This window comes from Streptomyces sp. V4I23 (genome assembly GCF_030817975.1).
Taxonomy (GTDB): Bacteria; Actinomycetota; Actinomycetes; order Streptomycetales; family Streptomycetaceae; genus Streptomyces.
Genome location: NZ_JAUSZW010000004.1, coordinates 2307514 through 2323024, shown reverse-complemented (window position 1 = coordinate 2323024; position 15511 = coordinate 2307514). Strand labels below are relative to the sequence as shown.

The window sequence follows — 15511 nt, the reverse complement described above, 5'->3', positions numbered from 1 at the left end:
GGCTTCGCCGGGGGACCCCCAGGCCCTGGGTGGAGCCGGACGCCTGCCTGCCCACGCCGTGATCGGCACGTCGGGCAGGCCCCGCCGCGTTAGCCTGGAGCGTCAGTCTCCGGTCAGCGAGCCGGGCCGGTCAGCGAGTGAGTAGTGAGGGGCGACAGCAACCCGTGCGCATCGCCAGGTTCTCCATCGACGGCAATGTCGCCTTCGGCGCGGTCGAGGAAGGCCCCGACGGCCTCCTCCTCGACATCATCAAGGGCATTCCGTACACCGACTTCGAGCTCTCGGGCACCAAGGTGCCGCTGAGCAAGGTCAGGCTGCTGCCCCCGGTGCTCCCCAACAAGGTCGTGGCCATCGGCCGCAACTACGCGGAGCACGCGGCGGAGCTCGGCAACGAGGTCCCGGAGGTCCCCGTCGCCTTCTTCAAGCCCACCACCTCCGTGATCGGCCCCGGCGACGCCATCGAGTACCCCTCGTTCTCGAACGAGCTCCACCACGAGGCCGAGCTCGCCGTCGTCATCGGCCGCATGTGCCGCGAAGTCCCGCGCGAACGCGTCAAGGACGTGATCTTCGGCTACACCTGCGCCAACGACATCACCGCACGCGACGCCCAGAAGCGCGAGAAGCAGTGGGCCAGGGCCAAGGGCTTCGACACCTCCTGCCCGCTCGGCCCCTGGGTGGAGACCGACCTCGACCCCGCCGACCTGACGATCCAGTGCACGGTCAACGGCGAACAGCGCCAACTGGGGCGTACGAGCGACATGGTCCGGTCCGTCGAGGACCTGATCGTGCACATCACCGAGGCCATGACGCTGCTCCCGGGCGACGTCGTCCTCACGGGCACCCCCGCGGGGGTCGGCCCCCTGAACGTCGGCGACGAGGTCGCCGTCACCATCGAAGGCATCGGCACTCTCACCAACAAGGTGATCAAGCGTGGCTAACGCGAACGTCCGCGTACGTTTCTGTCCGTCCCCGACCGGCAACCCCCATGTGGGCCTGGTCCGCACCGCCCTGTTCAACTGGGCTTACGCCCGGCACAACGGCGGCACCATGGTCTTCCGCATCGAGGACACCGACGCGGCCCGCGACTCCGAGGAGTCGTACAACCAGCTGCTCGACTCGCTGCGCTGGCTCGGGCTCGACTGGGACGAGGGCCCCGAAGTGGGCGGCCCCCACGGCCCCTACCGCCAGTCGCAGCGGATGGACACCTACAAGGACGTCGCCGAGAAGCTGATCGCCGGCGGTTACGCGTACCACTGCTACTGCACCGCGCTCGAGCTGGAGGCGCGCCGCGACGCCGCCCGCGCCGCCGGCCGCCCGTCCGGCTACGACGGCAAGTGCCGCACGCTGACCGCCGAGCAGCGGGCCGCGTACGACGCCGAGGGCCGCGAGTCCATCGTGCGCTTCAAGATGCCCGACGAGCCGATCACCTTCACCGACCTGGTGCGCGGCGAGCTGACGTTCACGCCGGACAACGTCCCGGACTACGGCATCGTCCGCGCGAACGGCGCCCCGCTCTACACGCTCGTCAACCCGGTCGACGACGCGCTGATGGAGATCACCCACGTGCTGCGCGGCGAGGACCTGCTGTCCTCCACCCCGCGCCAGATCGCGCTGTACAAGGCCCTGATCGAGCTCGGCATCGCCAAGGAGATCCCCTCCTTCGGTCACCTGCCGTACGTCATGGGCGAGGGCAACAAGAAGCTGTCCAAGCGCGACCCGCAGGCGTCCCTCAACCTCTACCGGGAGCGCGGCTTCCTCCCCGAGGGCCTGCTCAACTACCTTTCCCTGCTCGGCTGGTCCTTCTCCGCCGACCAGGACATCTTCACCATCCCGGAGATGGTCGCGAAGTTCGACCTCGCGGACGTCAACGCCAACCCGGCCCGCTTCGACCTGAAGAAGGCCGAGGCCATCAACGCCGACCACATCCGCATGCTCGACGTGAAGGCGTTCACCGAGGCGTGCGAGCCCTGGCTCCGGGCGCCGCACGCCAACTGGGCGCCGGAGAACTTCGACCCGGCGAAGTGGGAGGCCATCGCGCCGCACGCGCAGACCCGCCTGACGGTCCTCTCCGACATCACCGCCAACGTCGACTTCCTCTTCCTCGACGAGCCGGTCGAGGACGAGGCGTCCTGGACCAAGGCGATGAAGGGCGATCCGGCCGCGCTGCTGACCACCGCCCGCGAGAAGCTGGAGGGGGCCGACTGGTCCAGCGCGGACTCCCTCAAGGAGGCCGTCCTGGCCGCCGGCGAGGCCCACGGCCTCAAGCTCGGCAAGGCCCAGGCCCCGGTCCGCGTCGCGGTCACCGGCCGCACGGTGGGCCTGCCGCTGTTCGAGTCCCTGGAGATCCTGGGCAAGGACCGGACCCTGGCCCGTATCGACGCGGCGCTGGCGAAGCTCGCGGCGTAATCGGTGTGCGGAAGGGGCGGTGGCCGAAGAGGCCGCCGCCCCTTCGGCGTTGTCGGAGCGCGGGACTAGTGTTCGGGGCGATCACGATCGTCTCGGCTTCCTGGGGGACCAGCATGCCCATGCCCGCGCCCGACTTCTCCTGGCACTTCACGCCCGGCAACCGCTTCCAGGACATGGGATCGCTCGTCGGCACGATGTCCGTGGTCAAGGGCGGCGAACTGTGGCTGCCCACCGGCAGGGTAGTGGCCTGCGACCCCTTCGTCTCGCTGGGCACGGGCGAGTCCGAGCCGTTCACCGCCGAGGTCGCCCCGGGCCGCTACCCGGTGGACTGCGCCGTCGCCACGCTCGCGGAGCCCGACGAGCCGCCGGCCGACGAGCCCCACCTGCGGATCGCCGCCGCCCGCCTGCTGATCAGGGACACCGAACCGGTCACCTGGGAGATCGCCCACCAGGCGGGCCAGGACCCGGCGGAACTGGCCGACGACGAGTTCTTCGCCTACGGCGTGGACGCGGGCACGGGCTGCTTCTACGACGCGGCCTGTGACGAGTCCTTCCCCGACTGCGTGGGCGACGAAGGGCCGCTGTGGGACGCCTTCGACGCGGGCGGCGGCGCGTACCTGGGCCCCCACACGGTCACCGCCCCCGACACCGGCCACAACCTGATCGCCTTCATGTCCGGCTGGGGCGACGGCGCCTACCCGACCTGGGTCGGCCGCGACGCCTCCGGCGAGGTCGTCTGCTTCGTGACGGACTTCTTCGTGGTCCCGGCCGAGGCCATGGCCTGAGCGCCGGCTTCGGCCGTATGCGAACCGCCGGCCGGGCGACGTCGCGGCGGTACGGTCGGGACATGCCGATCCGCGCCGTCCTCTGGGACATCGACACTGCGTTCATCGGGGGATGACCCCCGAACCGCCGGCCGGGCGGCGGCGTGGCGGTACGGTCGGGGCATGCCGATCCGCGCCGTCCTCTGGGACATCGACGACACGATCTTCGACTACGCGAGCGCCGACCGCGCCGGCATGCGCGAGCACCTGCGGAACGAGGGCCTGCCCGGCGGATACGACTCCGTCGAGCAGGCCCTCGTCGCATGGCGGGAGATCACCGACGTCCAGTGGGCCCGCTTCGCCGCCGGGGAGACCACGTTCACGGGGCAGCGGCGCGACAGGGTCCGGCAGTTCCTCGCTGCGCCGGGGATGAGCGACGACGAGGCCGACGCCTGGTTCGGCCGGCACGTCGACCACTACGAGGCCGCCTGGGCGCTGTTCCCCGACGCCGTGCCCGTTCTCGACCTTCTCGCCCGTGACTACCGTCACGCCGTCCTGTCGAACTCCAGCATCCACAACCAGGACCGCAAACTCCGCGTCCTCGGCGTGCGGGACCGCTTCGAAGCCGTCGTGTGCGCCGTGGAACTCGGCGTCTCCAAGCCCGAAGCCGCCGCCTTCCTCGGCGCCTGCGAGGTCATGGGCCTCGCGCCGTGCGAGGTCGCGTACGTCGGTGACCAGCCCGACATCGACGCCCGCGGCGCCGTCGAGGCGGGACTCACCGGCATCTGGCTCGACCGCGCCGGTCTCGGCGGCAGACCGGAGCTCACCCGGATCACCGGTCTCGGCCAGCTGCCCGCACTGCTGCGTGGCGATACCCGTTTTGGAGCGCCGTCCACCTTCGGGTAATGTTCTTCCTGCGCCAAGGGGAGCGGGCCGAAAGCCCGGAACCGGAAGCGCAAACCCGAACAAGATCCCCACAGGGGGTTGCGTTTTGGTGGCCTATGGTGTAATTGGCAGCACGACTGATTCTGGTTCAGTTAGTCTAGGTTCGAGTCCTGGTAGGCCAGCTCGCAGAGCTCATCTGCAAAGCCCCCGTTGTGTAGCGGCCTAGCACGCTGCCCTCTCAAGGCAGTAGCGCCGGTTCGAATCCGGTCGGGGGTACAGATCCTTCCCGCGAGATCACCTGGGTCGCACCCGGTCGCTCTCGATGCAGGATCGCTAGGGCCCCCGTTGTGTAGCGGCCTAGCACGCCGCCCTCTCAAGGCGGTAGCGCCGGTTCGAATCCGGTCGGGGGTACTGGTCTAAACCACCATGGGCTATGGTGTAATTGGCAGCACGAGTGATTCTGGTTCATTTAGTCTAGGTTCGAGTCCTGGTAGCCCAGCGGATCCAGCCCATGGATCACGATCTTGCCCCCGTTGTGTAGCGGCCTAGCACGCCGCCCTCTCAAGGCGGTAGCGCCGGTTCGAATCCGGTCGGGGGTACGAGACCGAAGGGGTCCTCCACCGAGGTGGAGGACCCCTTCGGCGTTTCGCGGGGGCTAGACGATGCCGTACCGGCGGGCCGTCTCCGCCTCCAGGGCGAGCCGTCGCAGGCTCAGCAACAGCGGGTCGTACAGCACCTGCGCCGCCACCGCCATCTCCACCTGCTCGGCGCCCGCCGGGTAGTTCTCCAGCTGGTCCATGTCGTATCGGGCGATCTGCTCCATCTGGCGTGCGTACGGCAGCAGTTCGGCGGCCGAGACCGCGTACCCGAGGCTGCTCAGCGTGGCGAGCGACGTCACCAGTGCGCGGTAGACGGGGGAGAGGTCGCCGATCTCGCGCGCGCTGTCCCAGCCCAGTTCCTCCAGCAGCCGCTCGACCTCCTGCCGGGCGTCCGCCGTGGCCGCGTCGTCCACGGGCGCCTCCGGCAGCTGGGGCAGTGCCCATGTCGCCGCGCCCAGGCGCATCGTGAGTCCGAGTGACTCGTCGTCGACGTGGGCGAGCACCTCGCGGGCCGTGGCCACGGGCACGCCGCCGACCTGGATCATCGCCCGCACCAGTCGCAGCCGGCGCAGATGGTTCTCGTCGTACTCGGACTGCGTGGCGGTGACGCGCCGGCCGGGCGGCAGCAGCCGCTCGCGCAGGTAGTACTTGATCGTCGCGGTGGAGACCCCGCTCCGCTCGCTCAGTTCCGAGAGCCGCATTCCCCTTGCACCCTTCTTTGGAGAGTGGCACTATCCAATCATGGGTAGTGCCACTATCCAACACAGTCTGGGGGTCACCATGAGCAGCAAGACGCTGCCCGGCCGTACCACGGCCGCGGCATCCGGCGACGTCGTCGTCTTCCTGATCGGCATGCGGGTCAACCACCTCTGGGCAGTGCACCGTTGGCTGCCGGTGTTGCTCGCGATGCCGATGATGCTGAGGGAGCTGGGCAGCGACCGCTCGCTCGGTCTCCTGCACCACATCCTGCTGACGGGCTCGCCCCGCACGTACTACGTCGTCCAGTACTGGGAGTCGAAGGAGAAGCTCCTCGCCTACGCGAGCGCCCCCGACAGGCGCCACCGCCCGTGGTGGGGTCGTTACAACCGGCTGGCCCGCAAGGGCGGGAGGCACGTCGGCATCTGGCACGAGACGTACATCGTGCCGAAGGGGTCGTACGAGACCATGTACGGCGACATGCCGCCCTACGGCCTCGGCCGGGCGTACGGCACGGCCTCGCTTCGCGACGGCGTCCAGGCCCAGGACCGGCTGCGCGTCTGAGGCCGGACATGGTGGAGCCTCCGTCACCGCACGTGACGGAGGCTCCACGGAAAGGCTCAAACGGTCAGGGGCACCGCGTGGATCTCGTCCGCCGGGTGGCCCGTGCGCTCGTGAACGCGCTGCACGGCGTCCGCGGACGGCCCCTCCGACAGGCAGTACACGGTCCCCGAATCAGGATCCGCCCACGCCTGCTTGAAGTGCACGCCCTCCTCGCCCTCGATCGCGAGATCCGCGCGGTGTGCCTCCATGAGCTGGTCGCTCGTGATGCCCTTCATCCCGTGGTGTACGTCCATGAACTCGGCCATGGTCCTGCACCTCCGTCGCTCGGCAGGTATTTCCATGCTGCACCCGGCACGCCCCGGAAACACCTCCGGCCGGCCCCTGCGGCGTTGAAGGGGCCGGCAGGGCGATGTGGCGCTGCCGTAAGGAAGGTCAGCCGGAGCGGCGCAGCGCCTCGCTCAGACGCGCGGCGGCGTCGATGACGGCCTGAGCGTGCATACGCCCGGGATGGCGGGTCAGGCGCTCGATGGGGCCGGAGACCGACACGGCGGCCACCACGCGGTTCGACGGGCCCCGCACGGGAGCGGAGACGGAGGCCACGCCCGGCTCGCGCTCGCCGATCGACTGGGCCCAGCCCCGGCGCCGTACGCCCGACAGGGCCGTCGCCGTGAAGCGCGCGCCCTGCAGGCCGCGGTGCAGCCGCTCGGGCTCCTCCCAGGCCATCAGGATCTGCGCCGAGGAGCCGGCCTTCATCGTGAGCGTGGAGCCGACGGGCACGGTGTCCCGCAGTCCGGACAGCCGCTCGGCCGCCGCCACGCAGATGCGCATGTCTCCCTGCCGGCGGTAGAGCTGGGCGCTCTCGCCGGTCACGTCGCGCAGGTGGGTGAGCACAGGTCCGGCCGTGGCCAGCAGCCGGTCCTCGCCGGCGGCGGCGGCGAGCTCCGCCAGCCGCGGTCCGAGGATGAACCGGCCCTGCATGTCCCTCGCCACCATACGGTGGTGTTCCAGTGCCACGGCCAGGCGATGGGCCGTGGGTCGTGCGAGTCCCGTGGCCGCGACCAGACCCGCGAGGGTGGCCGGACCGGACTCCAGGGCGCTCAAGACAAGGGCCGCCTTGTCGAGAACACCGACGCCGCTAGAGTTGTCCATGCAACGATACTCACGTCTCACTCTGTGAAACGCAAGTTCAATTTTCCATGGAACTTGTCACGCTGTAGTGGCGGCCCGCGGACCAACGGGCATTGCACCAAGATCTCTAGTTGTGTCGGCGGCACAGCCGGCCGGAGGGAAAGCGATGGGTAGGACACTCGCGGAGAAGGTCTGGGACGACCATGTCGTCCGGCGCGCCGAAGGCGAGCCCGACCTCCTCTTCATCGATCTGCACCTGCTGCACGAGGTGACCAGCCCCCAGGCCTTCGACGGGCTGCGGAAGACCGGTCGCCGGGTGCGGCGGCTCGACCTCACCATCGCCACCGAGGACCACAACACCCCGACCCTCGACATCGACAAGCCGATCGCCGACCCGGTCTCCCGCGCACAGCTGGAGACCCTGCGGAAGAACGCGGCGGAGTTCGGTGTCCGGCTGCACCCGCTCGGCGACGTCGAGCAGGGCGTCGTGCACGTCGTCGGCCCGCAGCTGGGTCTGACCCAGCCCGGCACCACGGTCGTCTGCGGTGACTCGCACACCTCCACCCACGGCGCCTTCGGCGCGCTGGCCTTCGGTATCGGCACCTCCCAGGTGGAGCACGTGCTGGCCACCCAGACCCTGCCGATGGCCCGCCCCAAGACCATGGCCATCACGATCGAGGGCGAGCTGCCCGACGGCGTCACCGCCAAGGACCTGATCCTCGCCATCATCGCGAAGATCGGCACCGGCGGCGGCCAGGGCTACGTCATCGAGTACCGCGGCTCCGCCATCGAGAAACTCTCGATGGAGGCCCGGATGACCATCTGCAACATGTCGATCGAGGCCGGCGCCCGGGCGGGCATGATCGCCCCGGACCAGACCACGTTCGACTACCTGCAGGGTCGCGACCACGCTCCCAAGGGCGAGGACTGGGACGCCGCCGTCGCGTACTGGAAGACGCTGCGCACGGACGACGACGCCGTCTTCGACGCCGAGGTGTTCATCGACGCCGCCGAACTGGCCCCGTTCGTCACCTGGGGCACCAACCCCGGCCAGGGCGCGCCCCTGTCGGCGAACGTCCCCGACCCGGCTTCGTACGAGGACGCTTCGGAGCGCCTGGCGGCCGAAAAGGCCCTGGAGTACATGGGGTTGACCGCCGGACAGCCGCTGCGCGACATCAAGGTCGACACCGTCTTCGTAGGCTCGTGCACCAACGGCCGTATCGAGGACCTGCGCTCGGCCGCCGAGATCCTGGACGGCCGCAAAGTCGCCGACGGCGTACGGATGCTGGTCGTCCCGGGCTCCGTCCGGGTCGCCCTGCAGGCGGTCGAGGAGGGCCTGGACAAGGTCTTCACCGCCGCGGGGGCCGAATGGCGCCACGCGGGGTGCTCCATGTGCCTGGGCATGAACCCCGACCAGCTGGCTCCGGGCGAGCGTTCCGCGTCCACCTCCAACCGCAACTTCGAGGGCAGGCAGGGCAAGGGCGGCCGTACGCACCTGGTCTCGCCGCAGGTCGCCGCCGCCACCGCGGTGCTCGGCCATCTGGCCTCCCCGGCCGACCTGTCCGACGTCGTCGTCTCTACGCCCGCGGGGGTCTGAGGAACCATGGAAGCTTTCACCACGCACACCGGCCGCGCCGTTCCGCTGCGCCGAAGCAACGTCGACACCGACCAGATCATCCCCGCGCACTGGCTGAAGAAGGTCACCCGCGACGGGTTCGAGGACGGCCTGTTCGAGGCCTGGCGCAAGGACCCCGAGTTCGTGCTCAACCGGCCGGAGCGCAGCGGCGCCACGGTCCTGGTCGCCGGCCCCGACTTCGGCACCGGCTCCTCGCGCGAGCACGCCGTGTGGGCCCTGCAGAACTACGGCTTCAAGACCGTCATCTCGTCCCGCTTCGCCGACATCTTCCGCGGCAACTCCCTCAAGAACGGTCTGCTGACCGTCGTACTCGACCAGGAGACCGTGGACGCGCTCTGGGCGCTGACCGAGGCGGACCCCACCGTGGAGATCACGGTGGACCTGGAGCAGCGAAAGGTCCTCGCGCCGGGAATCGACGCCGACTTCGAACTCGACGAGAACGCCCGCTGGCGACTGCTGAACGGCCTCGACGACATCAGCCTCACCCTTCAGAACGAAGCGGACATCGCGGCGTACGAGGCGGGCCGACCGTCCTTCAAACCCCGTACGATTGACGCCTGAGCAGCGCTTTTCCCGATCTGCGCCCTCCACCTCCCGGTGGGGGGCGCAGTCGCATGTTGAGACCCCATCGGGCGACAACTCGCCCCAGATGGCACAATCGGTGCATGGAACGTGACAGCCAACTCGAGCTCTACGAGGCGGTCGCGGCCCGATTGAAGGAAGCGCACACAAGAGTGCGCGCACTGCAAGTCCCGGAGGGCGTAAGGATGGCGCTGTCCCGGAAGCTGCTGGTCGTCACGGCAGCGGCGAAGCACGATCTCCCGGACGCGGCAAGGCGTCTGGACCGGTTGATGAAGGACCTCGACGAGGGCCGATTCCCTGAAGGTGACTGACCTCAGAACTCCGCCGAGGTCGACTTCGTTGCGGCACTAGGGTGATTAGCCCGTTTCGTGTTTGATTTGCGGTATATATCTGCCTAACGTGCGAAAAAGCCTGGACGCAATCGTTCCGGCCAAATGTCTCCGAAGGGGAAGACGTGAACAAGGCGCAGCTCGTAGAAGCGATTGCCGACAAGCTCGGCGGCCGCCAGCAGGCCGCTGACGCTGTCGACGCGGTGCTTGACGCGATCGTCCGCGCAACAGTCGCCGGAGACCGGGTTTCGGTCACCGGCTTCGGCTCGTTCGAGAAGGTCGACCGTCCCGCCCGTTACGCCCGCAACCCGCAGACGGGTGAGCGGGTGCGGGTCAAGAAGACGTCCGTCCCGCGGTTCCGCGCGGGCCAGGGCTTCAAGGACCTGGTCAGCGGCACGAAGAAGCTCCCCAAGGGAGGCGAGGTCTCCGTCAAGAAGGCCCCCAAGGGCAGCCTCTCCGGCGGTGCCCCGACCCGTACGACCGCCAAGGCCGCGGCCAAGAAGGCCACCGCCAAGAAGGCCACGGCGAAGAAGACGACCGCGAAGAAGACCACCGCGGCCGCCAAGAAGACCACGGCGAAGAAGACGACCGCGAAGAAGACCACTCCGGCCGCCAAGAAGACCACGGCAGCGGCCAAGAAGGCCGCACCGGCGAAGACCACGGCCAAGAAGGCGGCGGCGAAGAAGACCGCTCCCGCCAAGAAGGCCACCGCCAAGAAGGCGCCCGCCAAGAAGGCGACGGCGCGCAAGACCACCGCCAAGAAGACCACCGCCCGCAAGAAGTAGGCGGAAGCAAGCGGTACGAGGTCACACAGGGCCACTCACGCGCCGGGCCGGTCTCCCCCTGGGGAGACCGGCCCGCGGCGTATGCGCGCCCGGCGTCAGAACGTCTGCAGCGTCACCAGGGTGATGCGGCGGGCGTCGCCCTCTCCCTCGGTCTCGATCCGCACCCTCTGGCCGGGACGCAGCAGCCGCAGGCCGCCCGCGTCGAAGGCGGCGGTGTCGAACTCCACCGGGGTGCCGTCGTCGAGCAGCACACTCCCGCTGCGGGTCTCGGGGTCGTACGTGTACGAGGTCGCCTGCATGCGCCCAGCCTACGGGGCCGGGAGCCGCCCGGCGGATCAGGGCGGGCAGGCTAGGGGCTGTCCGGCGCGGGTGCGCCCGTCATGAGCCGCCGACTGGTCCGAGGGCCGACCCCGAGCGTCAGCGCCACCGACAGATCCGCCGCCGTGTCCACGTCGCGGCGCACGGAATCGACCCCGCCGACAAGGATTTCCGCGGCGCCGGATGCCAAATGCCGACGGCGTGAAGGGCCGCCGAAAGCCGGACGCAATTCCACTCCCGGCAACGCACTGAGCAATGTCGTACCGATTCCGGCGGCATCTGCCAGAAATGCCCGGGTAAATACCGAAGCCGCACTCAGTACCCGGGCCAATTCGCGTGGCCGCAATGCCGGCAGATCGGCGTTGAGCGCGGCGACCGCCGCACCCGGGCGTCGCGCGCGCACCGCGTGCGCACCGTGCGCCAGGGCCGCGTTGAGCCCCGCCGCGGGCGCGTCCGGCACCGTCCGCGCCCCGAGCGCCGCCAGCGACGCCCCGGCCGCCGGGTCGTCCGTGACGACCACCACATCGCGCACCGCCGTGCAGGCCAGCGCCGCGGCCACGGTGTCCTGGGCGAAGGCCAGCGCGAGCCGCGGCCGCAGCACGTCGTCCGCCACTTCCGCCAGCCTGCTCTTGGCGAGGGCAAGAGGCTTCAGCGGGACGATCAAGGACCACAGGAGGGTCGGCTTCGTGTCCGTGGCGGGCTCTCCGTCCGTGCGCGTCGGGGCCTCATTGTCGCCCGGGGCGGCGAAGGGCCCGAGGGCCGGGTGCGAGGGCGGGGCGTACCGTGTCCTCGACAGACCAGGGGCCTGGGGCGACACTTGACCCCCAGCAGCCAGGCAGTAGCCCGGTCGTAGAGGAAGGTGTCCGAGTGTCCCGCCGTAGAATCGGCTTCTGGTACCGCCTGGCGGCGGTCATCGCCAAGCCGCCGCTGTTGCTTCTGTTCAAGCGGGACTGGCGGGGAATGGAACACATTCCGGCCGAGGGCGGATTCATCACCGCCATCAATCACAACTCGTATCTCGACATGTTCTCCTACGGGCACTTCCAGTACAACACCGGACGAGTGCCCCGCTTCCTGGCCAAGGCGGCGCTCTTCAAGGCGCCCGGTGTGGGGCTGATGCTGCGCGGGACGGGCCAGATCCCCGTCTTCCGCGAATCCTCGAACGCGGTCGGCGCCTTCCGTGCCGCCGTCGAGGCCGTACAGCGCGGCGAATGCGTGGCCTTCTATCCCGAGGGCACGCTCACCCGCGAGCCCGGCCAGTGGCCGATGACCGCGAAGACGGGAGTTGCCCGCGCCGCCCTGCAGACCAAGGCGCCGGTCATCCCGGTCGCCCAGTGGGGCGCCAACTTGGCGATGCCGCCGTACGCCAAGGAGAACAAGATCCGCCTCTTCCCGCGCAAGACGCTCCAGGTGCTGGCCGGCCCGCCCGTCGATCTCACGCGTTTCTACGACCAGGACCCCACGCCCGAGGTGCTCAGGGCCGCGACAGAGGAGATTATGGCCGCGATCACCGTGCTCCTGGAGGAGATCCGCGGCGAGAAGGCGCCCGAGAAGCCGTACGATCTGCGCGAAGCGCGTTCCGAGCAGCGCCGCAAGGCCGCCGGGGAGGAAGTGAAGTGACCCAGCCCGTCAAGGCAGCCGTCTTCGGAACGGGCTCGTGGGGCACCGCGTTCGGCATGGTCCTCGCCGACGCGGGGTGCGACGTCACCCTCTGGGGCCGCCGTGCCGAACTCGCCGACGCCATCAACACCACCCGCACCAACCCGGACTACCTGCCCGGCATCGAGCTCCCGGTGAACCTGCGGGCGACCACGGATGCGGCCGAGGCCCTGCACGGCGCAGACTTCACCGTCCTCGCCGTCCCCTCCCAGACGCTGCGCGGCAACCTCGCCGCCTGGGCCCCCGAACTGGCCCCCGACACCGTCCTCGTCTCGCTGATGAAGGGCGTCGAACTCGGCACCGCGAAGCGGATGAGCGAGGTCATCGAGGAGGTGGCCGGGGTGCCCGCCGACCGCGTCGCCGTGGTCACCGGCCCCAACCTGGCCAAGGAGATCGCCTCCCGCATGCCGGCCGCCGCCGTGGTGGCCTGCCGCGACGAGGCCGTGGCCCGGCGGCTGCAGTCCGCCTGCCACACGCCCTACTTCCGCCCGTACACCAACACCGACGTCGTCGGCTGCGAACTGGGCGGCGCCGTCAAGAACGTCATCGGGCTCGCCGTAGGCATCGCCGACGGCATGGGACTCGGCGACAACGCCAAGGGATCGCTGATCACCCGCGGCCTCGCCGAGACCACCCGCCTCGGCCTCGCCATGGGCGCCGACCCGCTCACCTTCTCCGGACTCGCGGGCCTCGGCGACCTCGTCGCCACCTGCTCGTCGCCCCTGTCGCGGAACCACACCTTCGGCACCAACCTCGGCCGTGGCATGACGCTCCAGGAGACGATCGCCGTCACCAAGCAGACCGCGGAGGGCGTCAAGTCCTGCGAGTCGGTTCTCGATCTGGCACGCCGGCACGATGTCGACATGCCGATCACGGAGACGGTCGTCGGGATCGTCCACGAGGGGAAGCCGCCGGTTGTCGCGCTCAAGGAACTCATGTCCCGCGCCGCCAAGTCCGAGCGGCGCTGACGCGTCACGAACCAGCGGGTAGTCTCATCGCGATATGAGCACCGAGAACCTCCCCCAGAGCCCCGAGCAGCAGCTCCGCAAGCCGCGCGTAGCCGTCGTCTTCGGCGGCCGCAGCTCCGAACACGGGATCTCCGTGGTCACCGCGGGCGCGGTGCTGCGGGCCATCGACCGCACCAAGTACGACGTGCTGCCGATCGGCATCACCAGCGACGGCCGGTGGGCTCTGACCGCCGACGAGCCGGAGCGGATGGCGATCATCGAACGCCGGACCCCCAGCGTCGACGAGCTGGCCGAGTCCGACGAGGGCGGCGTGGTGCTCTCCGTCGACCCCGGGAGCCGTGAGGTCGTCTACAGCGAGCCGGGCTCCGTGCCCAAGGTGCTCGGCGAGGTCGACGTCGTCTTCCCGATGCTGCACGGCCCGTACGGCGAGGACGGCACGCTGCAGGGTCTCCTGGAGCTCTCCGGCGTCCCGTACGTCGGCTCGGGCGTGCTCGCCTCGGCGGTCGGCCAGGACAAGGAGTACATGAAGCGCGTCTTCATCTCCTTCGGCCTGCCCGTCGGTCCCTACGAGGTGATCCGCCCGCGCGAGTGGGCGGCCGATCCGTCCGCGGCCCGCAAGAAGATCGTGGACTTCGCGGGCGAGCACGGCTGGCCGCTGTTCATCAAGCCCGCACGCGGCGGTTCCTCGATGGGCATCACCAAGGTCGACGGCCTCGCCGGACTCGACGACGCGATCGCCGAGGCCCACCGCCACGACCCCAAGATCCTGGTGGAGTCGCTGCTGCGGGGGCGCGAGATCGAGTGCGGCGTGCTCGAATTCGAGGACGGCCCGCGCGCCAGCGTGCCCGCCGAGATCCCGCCGGTCTCGTCGCACGAGTTCTACGACTTCGAGGCCAAGTACATCGACTCGGCGGCCGGCCTGGTGCCCGCGCCGCTGACCGACGAGCAGACGGCCGAGGTGCAGAGTCTGGCGGTCAAGGCGTTCGACGCCGTCTCCTGCGAGGGCCTCGTGCGCGCGGACTTCTTCCTCACCGAGGACGGCGAGTTCGTCATCAACGAGATCAACACCATGCCGGGCTTCACCCCGATCTCCATGTACCCGCGGATGTGGCAGGAGAGCGGCGTGACGTACACCGAGCTGGTGGACCGGCTCATCCAGGCGGCGCTGAACCGTTCCACCGGACTGCGGTAGTTCCGAACCGGGTCAGAGTGTGGCAGGGACCGTCTTCTCGACGGGCCCGGCCAGATCGGTGAGCGGGCTCGCGTCGTGCGTGTACTGCTTCGCGAGCGTGACCTCGACATAGGTCCTGCGGTACGTCGTGGTGAACCGCGGACCGTCGTCGCTCTCCTCCAGCAGCCAGTTGACCCCGTTCACCTCGACGCCCTGCGCCTGCGGATCGGACATCCTCTCCGGCCGCGGCACACCGCAGCGCAGTACGATCGCGGCATCGCCCCAGCCGGCGGTGAGTTCGGACGCGGGCTCGGGATCCTTCCGTTCCTGCCCCGCGACCGACTGCGGCAGCGCTCGGTCGAGCGCACGGCACAGGGCGGCTTCTCCGGCCGGGGGGCTGGGAACCGCCGCCGACGCCGACGCGTCGCTGGAGGAGCAGCCGGCGGCGGCGACAAGGAGCGCGGCGGCGGACAGGACAAGGGGCCGGCGGTCGAAAGACGTCACCGGCCAAGGGTAGACGGGGGCTACAGGTGGACGACCGGGCAGGTGAGGGTGCGAGTGATGCCGTCGACCTGCTGGATCTTGGCGACCACCATGCGGCCCAGCTCGTCGACCGTGTCGGCCTGTGCGCGCACAATGACGTCGTAGGGGCCGGTCACATCCTCGGCCTGGATCACGCCTGCGATCTTGCCGATGGTCTCGGCGACCGTCGACGCCTTGCCCACCTCGGTCTGAATGAGGATGTACGCCTGTACCACGGAACCTCCAGGGCGGCAGCAGGATCATGTCCCCTACCGTCGGTGGGGAGATCCCAAGGAGAAGGGTCGCCACGGTATCGCGTCGTCGCGGGCCACGGGGAGACCTGCGCGGCTTACGGCGCCCGCAGCGTGGCGTGCACAGAGCAGAAGTTGACGTATCTCTTGACGGTACCGACGGCGGGGACGGCCTGCGACCGCAGTGCGGGGTCGCCGGCCGGGGCCGCCGGTACGTCGGATACATCGGACACATCACAAACGGAGAG

At 69.7% G+C, this 15511-nt stretch carries 20 protein-coding genes and 5 tRNA genes; 17 read left to right on the top strand and 8 right to left on the bottom strand.

Annotation, left to right across the window (positions count from 1 at the left end; translation table 11 throughout):
* Positions 1 to 164: 164 nt before the first annotated feature.
* From QFZ82_RS12625 to QFZ82_RS12585, 9 genes are all read left to right on the top strand, one after another.
* Complete coding sequence (locus tag QFZ82_RS12625; protein ID WP_307713259.1) at positions 165 to 938, top strand: fumarylacetoacetate hydrolase family protein; 774 nt, start codon at positions 165 to 167, stop codon at positions 936 to 938.
* Positions 931 to 2406 (top strand): glutamate--tRNA ligase, encoded by a 1476-nt coding sequence (gltX, locus tag QFZ82_RS12620; protein WP_307713258.1) that lies wholly within the window; start codon positions 931 to 933, stop codon positions 2404 to 2406. Before QFZ82_RS12625 ends, gltX begins: the two co-directional genes overlap by 8 nt.
* 113 nt (positions 2407 to 2519) lie before the next feature.
* The gene (locus QFZ82_RS12615; protein ID WP_307713257.1) at positions 2520 to 3191 is read left to right on the top strand and encodes a DUF4241 domain-containing protein; all 672 of its coding nucleotides are present in this window, start codon (positions 2520 to 2522) and stop codon (positions 3189 to 3191) included.
* A 162-nt stretch (positions 3192 to 3353) separates the two neighbouring features.
* Positions 3354 to 4076: an HAD family hydrolase gene (locus QFZ82_RS12610; protein ID WP_307713256.1), complete on the top strand. Its 723-nt coding sequence runs from the start codon at positions 3354 to 3356 to the stop codon at positions 4074 to 4076.
* A gap of 89 nt (positions 4077 to 4165) precedes the next feature.
* A tRNA-Gln gene (locus tag QFZ82_RS12605) sits at positions 4166 to 4237 on the top strand.
* Positions 4238 to 4258: 21 nt separating this feature from the next.
* Positions 4259 to 4331: transfer RNA gene (locus QFZ82_RS12600), tRNA-Glu, on the top strand.
* A gap of 62 nt (positions 4332 to 4393) precedes the next feature.
* Positions 4394 to 4466 (top strand) — tRNA-Glu (locus tag QFZ82_RS12595).
* 16 nt (positions 4467 to 4482) lie between these two features.
* Positions 4483 to 4554 (top strand) — tRNA-Gln (locus tag QFZ82_RS12590).
* A 27-nt stretch (positions 4555 to 4581) separates the two neighbouring features.
* Positions 4582 to 4654, top strand: a tRNA-Glu gene (locus QFZ82_RS12585).
* A 56-nt stretch (positions 4655 to 4710) separates the two neighbouring features.
* Here QFZ82_RS12585 and QFZ82_RS12580 read toward each other — a convergent pair.
* A complete protein-coding gene (locus QFZ82_RS12580) occupies positions 4711 to 5355 on the bottom strand; it encodes a MerR family transcriptional regulator (RefSeq protein WP_307713255.1) in 645 nt (214 codons plus the stop codon).
* A 79-nt stretch (positions 5356 to 5434) separates the two neighbouring features.
* Here QFZ82_RS12580 and QFZ82_RS12575 point away from each other — a divergent pair, with 79 nt between their 5' ends.
* On the top strand, positions 5435 to 5914 hold the full coding sequence (locus QFZ82_RS12575) for a DUF4188 domain-containing protein (RefSeq protein WP_307713254.1): 480 nt from the start codon (positions 5435 to 5437) through the stop codon (positions 5912 to 5914).
* Between the two features lie 56 nt (positions 5915 to 5970).
* On the opposite strand, the gene QFZ82_RS12570 is transcribed toward QFZ82_RS12575, so the two are convergent.
* A complete protein-coding gene (locus tag QFZ82_RS12570) occupies positions 5971 to 6219 on the bottom strand; it encodes an SCO4226 family nickel-binding protein (protein WP_307713253.1) in 249 nt (82 codons plus the stop codon).
* Positions 6220 to 6346: 127 nt separating this feature from the next.
* Positions 6347 to 7063 (bottom strand): IclR family transcriptional regulator NdgR, encoded by a 717-nt coding sequence (gene ndgR / locus QFZ82_RS12565; protein ID WP_026278050.1) that lies wholly within the window; start codon positions 7061 to 7063, stop codon positions 6347 to 6349.
* A 145-nt stretch (positions 7064 to 7208) separates the two neighbouring features.
* Here ndgR and leuC point away from each other — a divergent pair, with 145 nt between their 5' ends.
* The 4 genes from leuC to QFZ82_RS12545 all read left to right on the top strand — a co-directional run bounded on the left by leuC (position 7209) and on the right by QFZ82_RS12545 (position 10374).
* Entirely contained in the window at positions 7209 to 8639 is a 1431-nt protein-coding gene (gene leuC, locus QFZ82_RS12560; protein ID WP_307713252.1) for a 3-isopropylmalate dehydratase large subunit, read from the top strand.
* Between the two features lie 6 nt (positions 8640 to 8645).
* The gene (gene leuD, locus QFZ82_RS12555; protein WP_307713251.1) at positions 8646 to 9239 is read left to right on the top strand and encodes a 3-isopropylmalate dehydratase small subunit; all 594 of its coding nucleotides are present in this window, start codon (positions 8646 to 8648) and stop codon (positions 9237 to 9239) included.
* Positions 9240 to 9343: 104 nt separating this feature from the next.
* Entirely contained in the window at positions 9344 to 9571 is a 228-nt protein-coding gene (locus tag QFZ82_RS12550; protein WP_142213448.1) for a hypothetical protein, read from the top strand.
* Between the two features lie 143 nt (positions 9572 to 9714).
* The gene (locus QFZ82_RS12545) at positions 9715 to 10374 is read left to right on the top strand and encodes an HU family DNA-binding protein (RefSeq protein WP_307713250.1); all 660 of its coding nucleotides are present in this window, start codon (positions 9715 to 9717) and stop codon (positions 10372 to 10374) included.
* A 95-nt stretch (positions 10375 to 10469) separates the two neighbouring features.
* Here the strand turns inward: QFZ82_RS12545 and QFZ82_RS12540 are convergent, their stop codons facing one another.
* Positions 10470 to 10673, bottom strand: coding sequence for a hypothetical protein (locus tag QFZ82_RS12540; RefSeq protein WP_307713249.1), 204 nt, complete (start codon positions 10671 to 10673; stop codon positions 10470 to 10472).
* 50 nt (positions 10674 to 10723) lie between these two features.
* A complete protein-coding gene (cofC, locus tag QFZ82_RS12535) occupies positions 10724 to 11356 on the bottom strand; it encodes a 2-phospho-L-lactate guanylyltransferase (protein WP_373429275.1) in 633 nt (210 codons plus the stop codon).
* A gap of 203 nt (positions 11357 to 11559) precedes the next feature.
* Here cofC and QFZ82_RS12530 point away from each other — a divergent pair, with 203 nt between their 5' ends.
* The 3 genes from QFZ82_RS12530 to QFZ82_RS12520 are packed head-to-tail and all read left to right on the top strand — an operon-like array spanning position 11560 to position 14511.
* Positions 11560 to 12312, top strand: a complete 753-nt coding sequence (locus QFZ82_RS12530; protein WP_307713248.1) for a 1-acyl-sn-glycerol-3-phosphate acyltransferase — start codon at positions 11560 to 11562, stop codon at positions 12310 to 12312.
* A complete protein-coding gene (locus tag QFZ82_RS12525; RefSeq protein ID WP_307713247.1) occupies positions 12309 to 13319 on the top strand; it encodes an NAD(P)H-dependent glycerol-3-phosphate dehydrogenase in 1011 nt (336 codons plus the stop codon). The genes QFZ82_RS12530 and QFZ82_RS12525 overlap by 4 nt, the downstream gene beginning before the upstream one ends.
* A 34-nt stretch (positions 13320 to 13353) precedes the next feature.
* Complete coding sequence (locus QFZ82_RS12520) at positions 13354 to 14511, top strand: D-alanine--D-alanine ligase family protein (RefSeq protein ID WP_307713246.1); 1158 nt, start codon at positions 13354 to 13356, stop codon at positions 14509 to 14511.
* A gap of 12 nt (positions 14512 to 14523) precedes the next feature.
* On the opposite strand, the gene QFZ82_RS12515 is transcribed toward QFZ82_RS12520, so the two are convergent.
* The 3 genes from QFZ82_RS12515 to QFZ82_RS12505 all read right to left on the bottom strand — a co-directional run bounded on the left by QFZ82_RS12515 (position 14524) and on the right by QFZ82_RS12505 (position 15496).
* Positions 14524 to 14994: a DUF3515 domain-containing protein gene (locus tag QFZ82_RS12515; protein WP_307713245.1), complete on the bottom strand. Its 471-nt coding sequence runs from the start codon at positions 14992 to 14994 to the stop codon at positions 14524 to 14526.
* Between the two features lie 20 nt (positions 14995 to 15014).
* Positions 15015 to 15248, bottom strand: coding sequence for an Lrp/AsnC family transcriptional regulator (locus QFZ82_RS12510; RefSeq protein ID WP_307713244.1), 234 nt, complete (start codon positions 15246 to 15248; stop codon positions 15015 to 15017).
* A 113-nt stretch (positions 15249 to 15361) separates the two neighbouring features.
* The gene (locus tag QFZ82_RS12505) at positions 15362 to 15496 is read right to left on the bottom strand and encodes a hypothetical protein (RefSeq protein WP_307713243.1); all 135 of its coding nucleotides are present in this window, start codon (positions 15494 to 15496) and stop codon (positions 15362 to 15364) included.
* Positions 15497 to 15511 lie beyond the last annotated feature (15 nt).

Excerpts from the sequence above, each read along its gene's own strand:
- QFZ82_RS12615 (WP_307713257.1), top strand. The coding sequence starts at position 2,520 with ATGCCCATGCCCGCGCCCGACTTCTCCTGGCACTTCACGCCCGGCAAC.
- QFZ82_RS12610 (WP_307713256.1), top strand. The coding sequence starts at position 3,354 with ATGCCGATCCGCGCCGTCCTCTGGGACATCGACGACACGATCTTCGAC.
- QFZ82_RS12580 (WP_307713255.1), bottom strand. The coding sequence starts at position 5,355 with ATGCGGCTCTCGGAACTGAGCGAGCGGAGCGGGGTCTCCACCGCGACG.
- QFZ82_RS12575 (WP_307713254.1), top strand. The coding sequence starts at position 5,435 with ATGAGCAGCAAGACGCTGCCCGGCCGTACCACGGCCGCGGCATCCGGC.
- QFZ82_RS12570 (WP_307713253.1), bottom strand. The coding sequence starts at position 6,219 with ATGGCCGAGTTCATGGACGTACACCACGGGATGAAGGGCATCACGAGC.
- ndgR (WP_026278050.1), bottom strand. The coding sequence starts at position 7,063 with ATGGACAACTCTAGCGGCGTCGGTGTTCTCGACAAGGCGGCCCTTGTC.
- leuC (WP_307713252.1), top strand. The coding sequence starts at position 7,209 with ATGGGTAGGACACTCGCGGAGAAGGTCTGGGACGACCATGTCGTCCGG.
- leuD (WP_307713251.1), top strand. The coding sequence starts at position 8,646 with ATGGAAGCTTTCACCACGCACACCGGCCGCGCCGTTCCGCTGCGCCGA.
- QFZ82_RS12550 (WP_142213448.1), top strand. The coding sequence starts at position 9,344 with ATGGAACGTGACAGCCAACTCGAGCTCTACGAGGCGGTCGCGGCCCGA.
- QFZ82_RS12540 (WP_307713249.1), bottom strand. The coding sequence starts at position 10,673 with ATGCAGGCGACCTCGTACACGTACGACCCCGAGACCCGCAGCGGGAGT.
- QFZ82_RS12520 (WP_307713246.1), top strand. The coding sequence starts at position 13,354 with ATGAGCACCGAGAACCTCCCCCAGAGCCCCGAGCAGCAGCTCCGCAAG.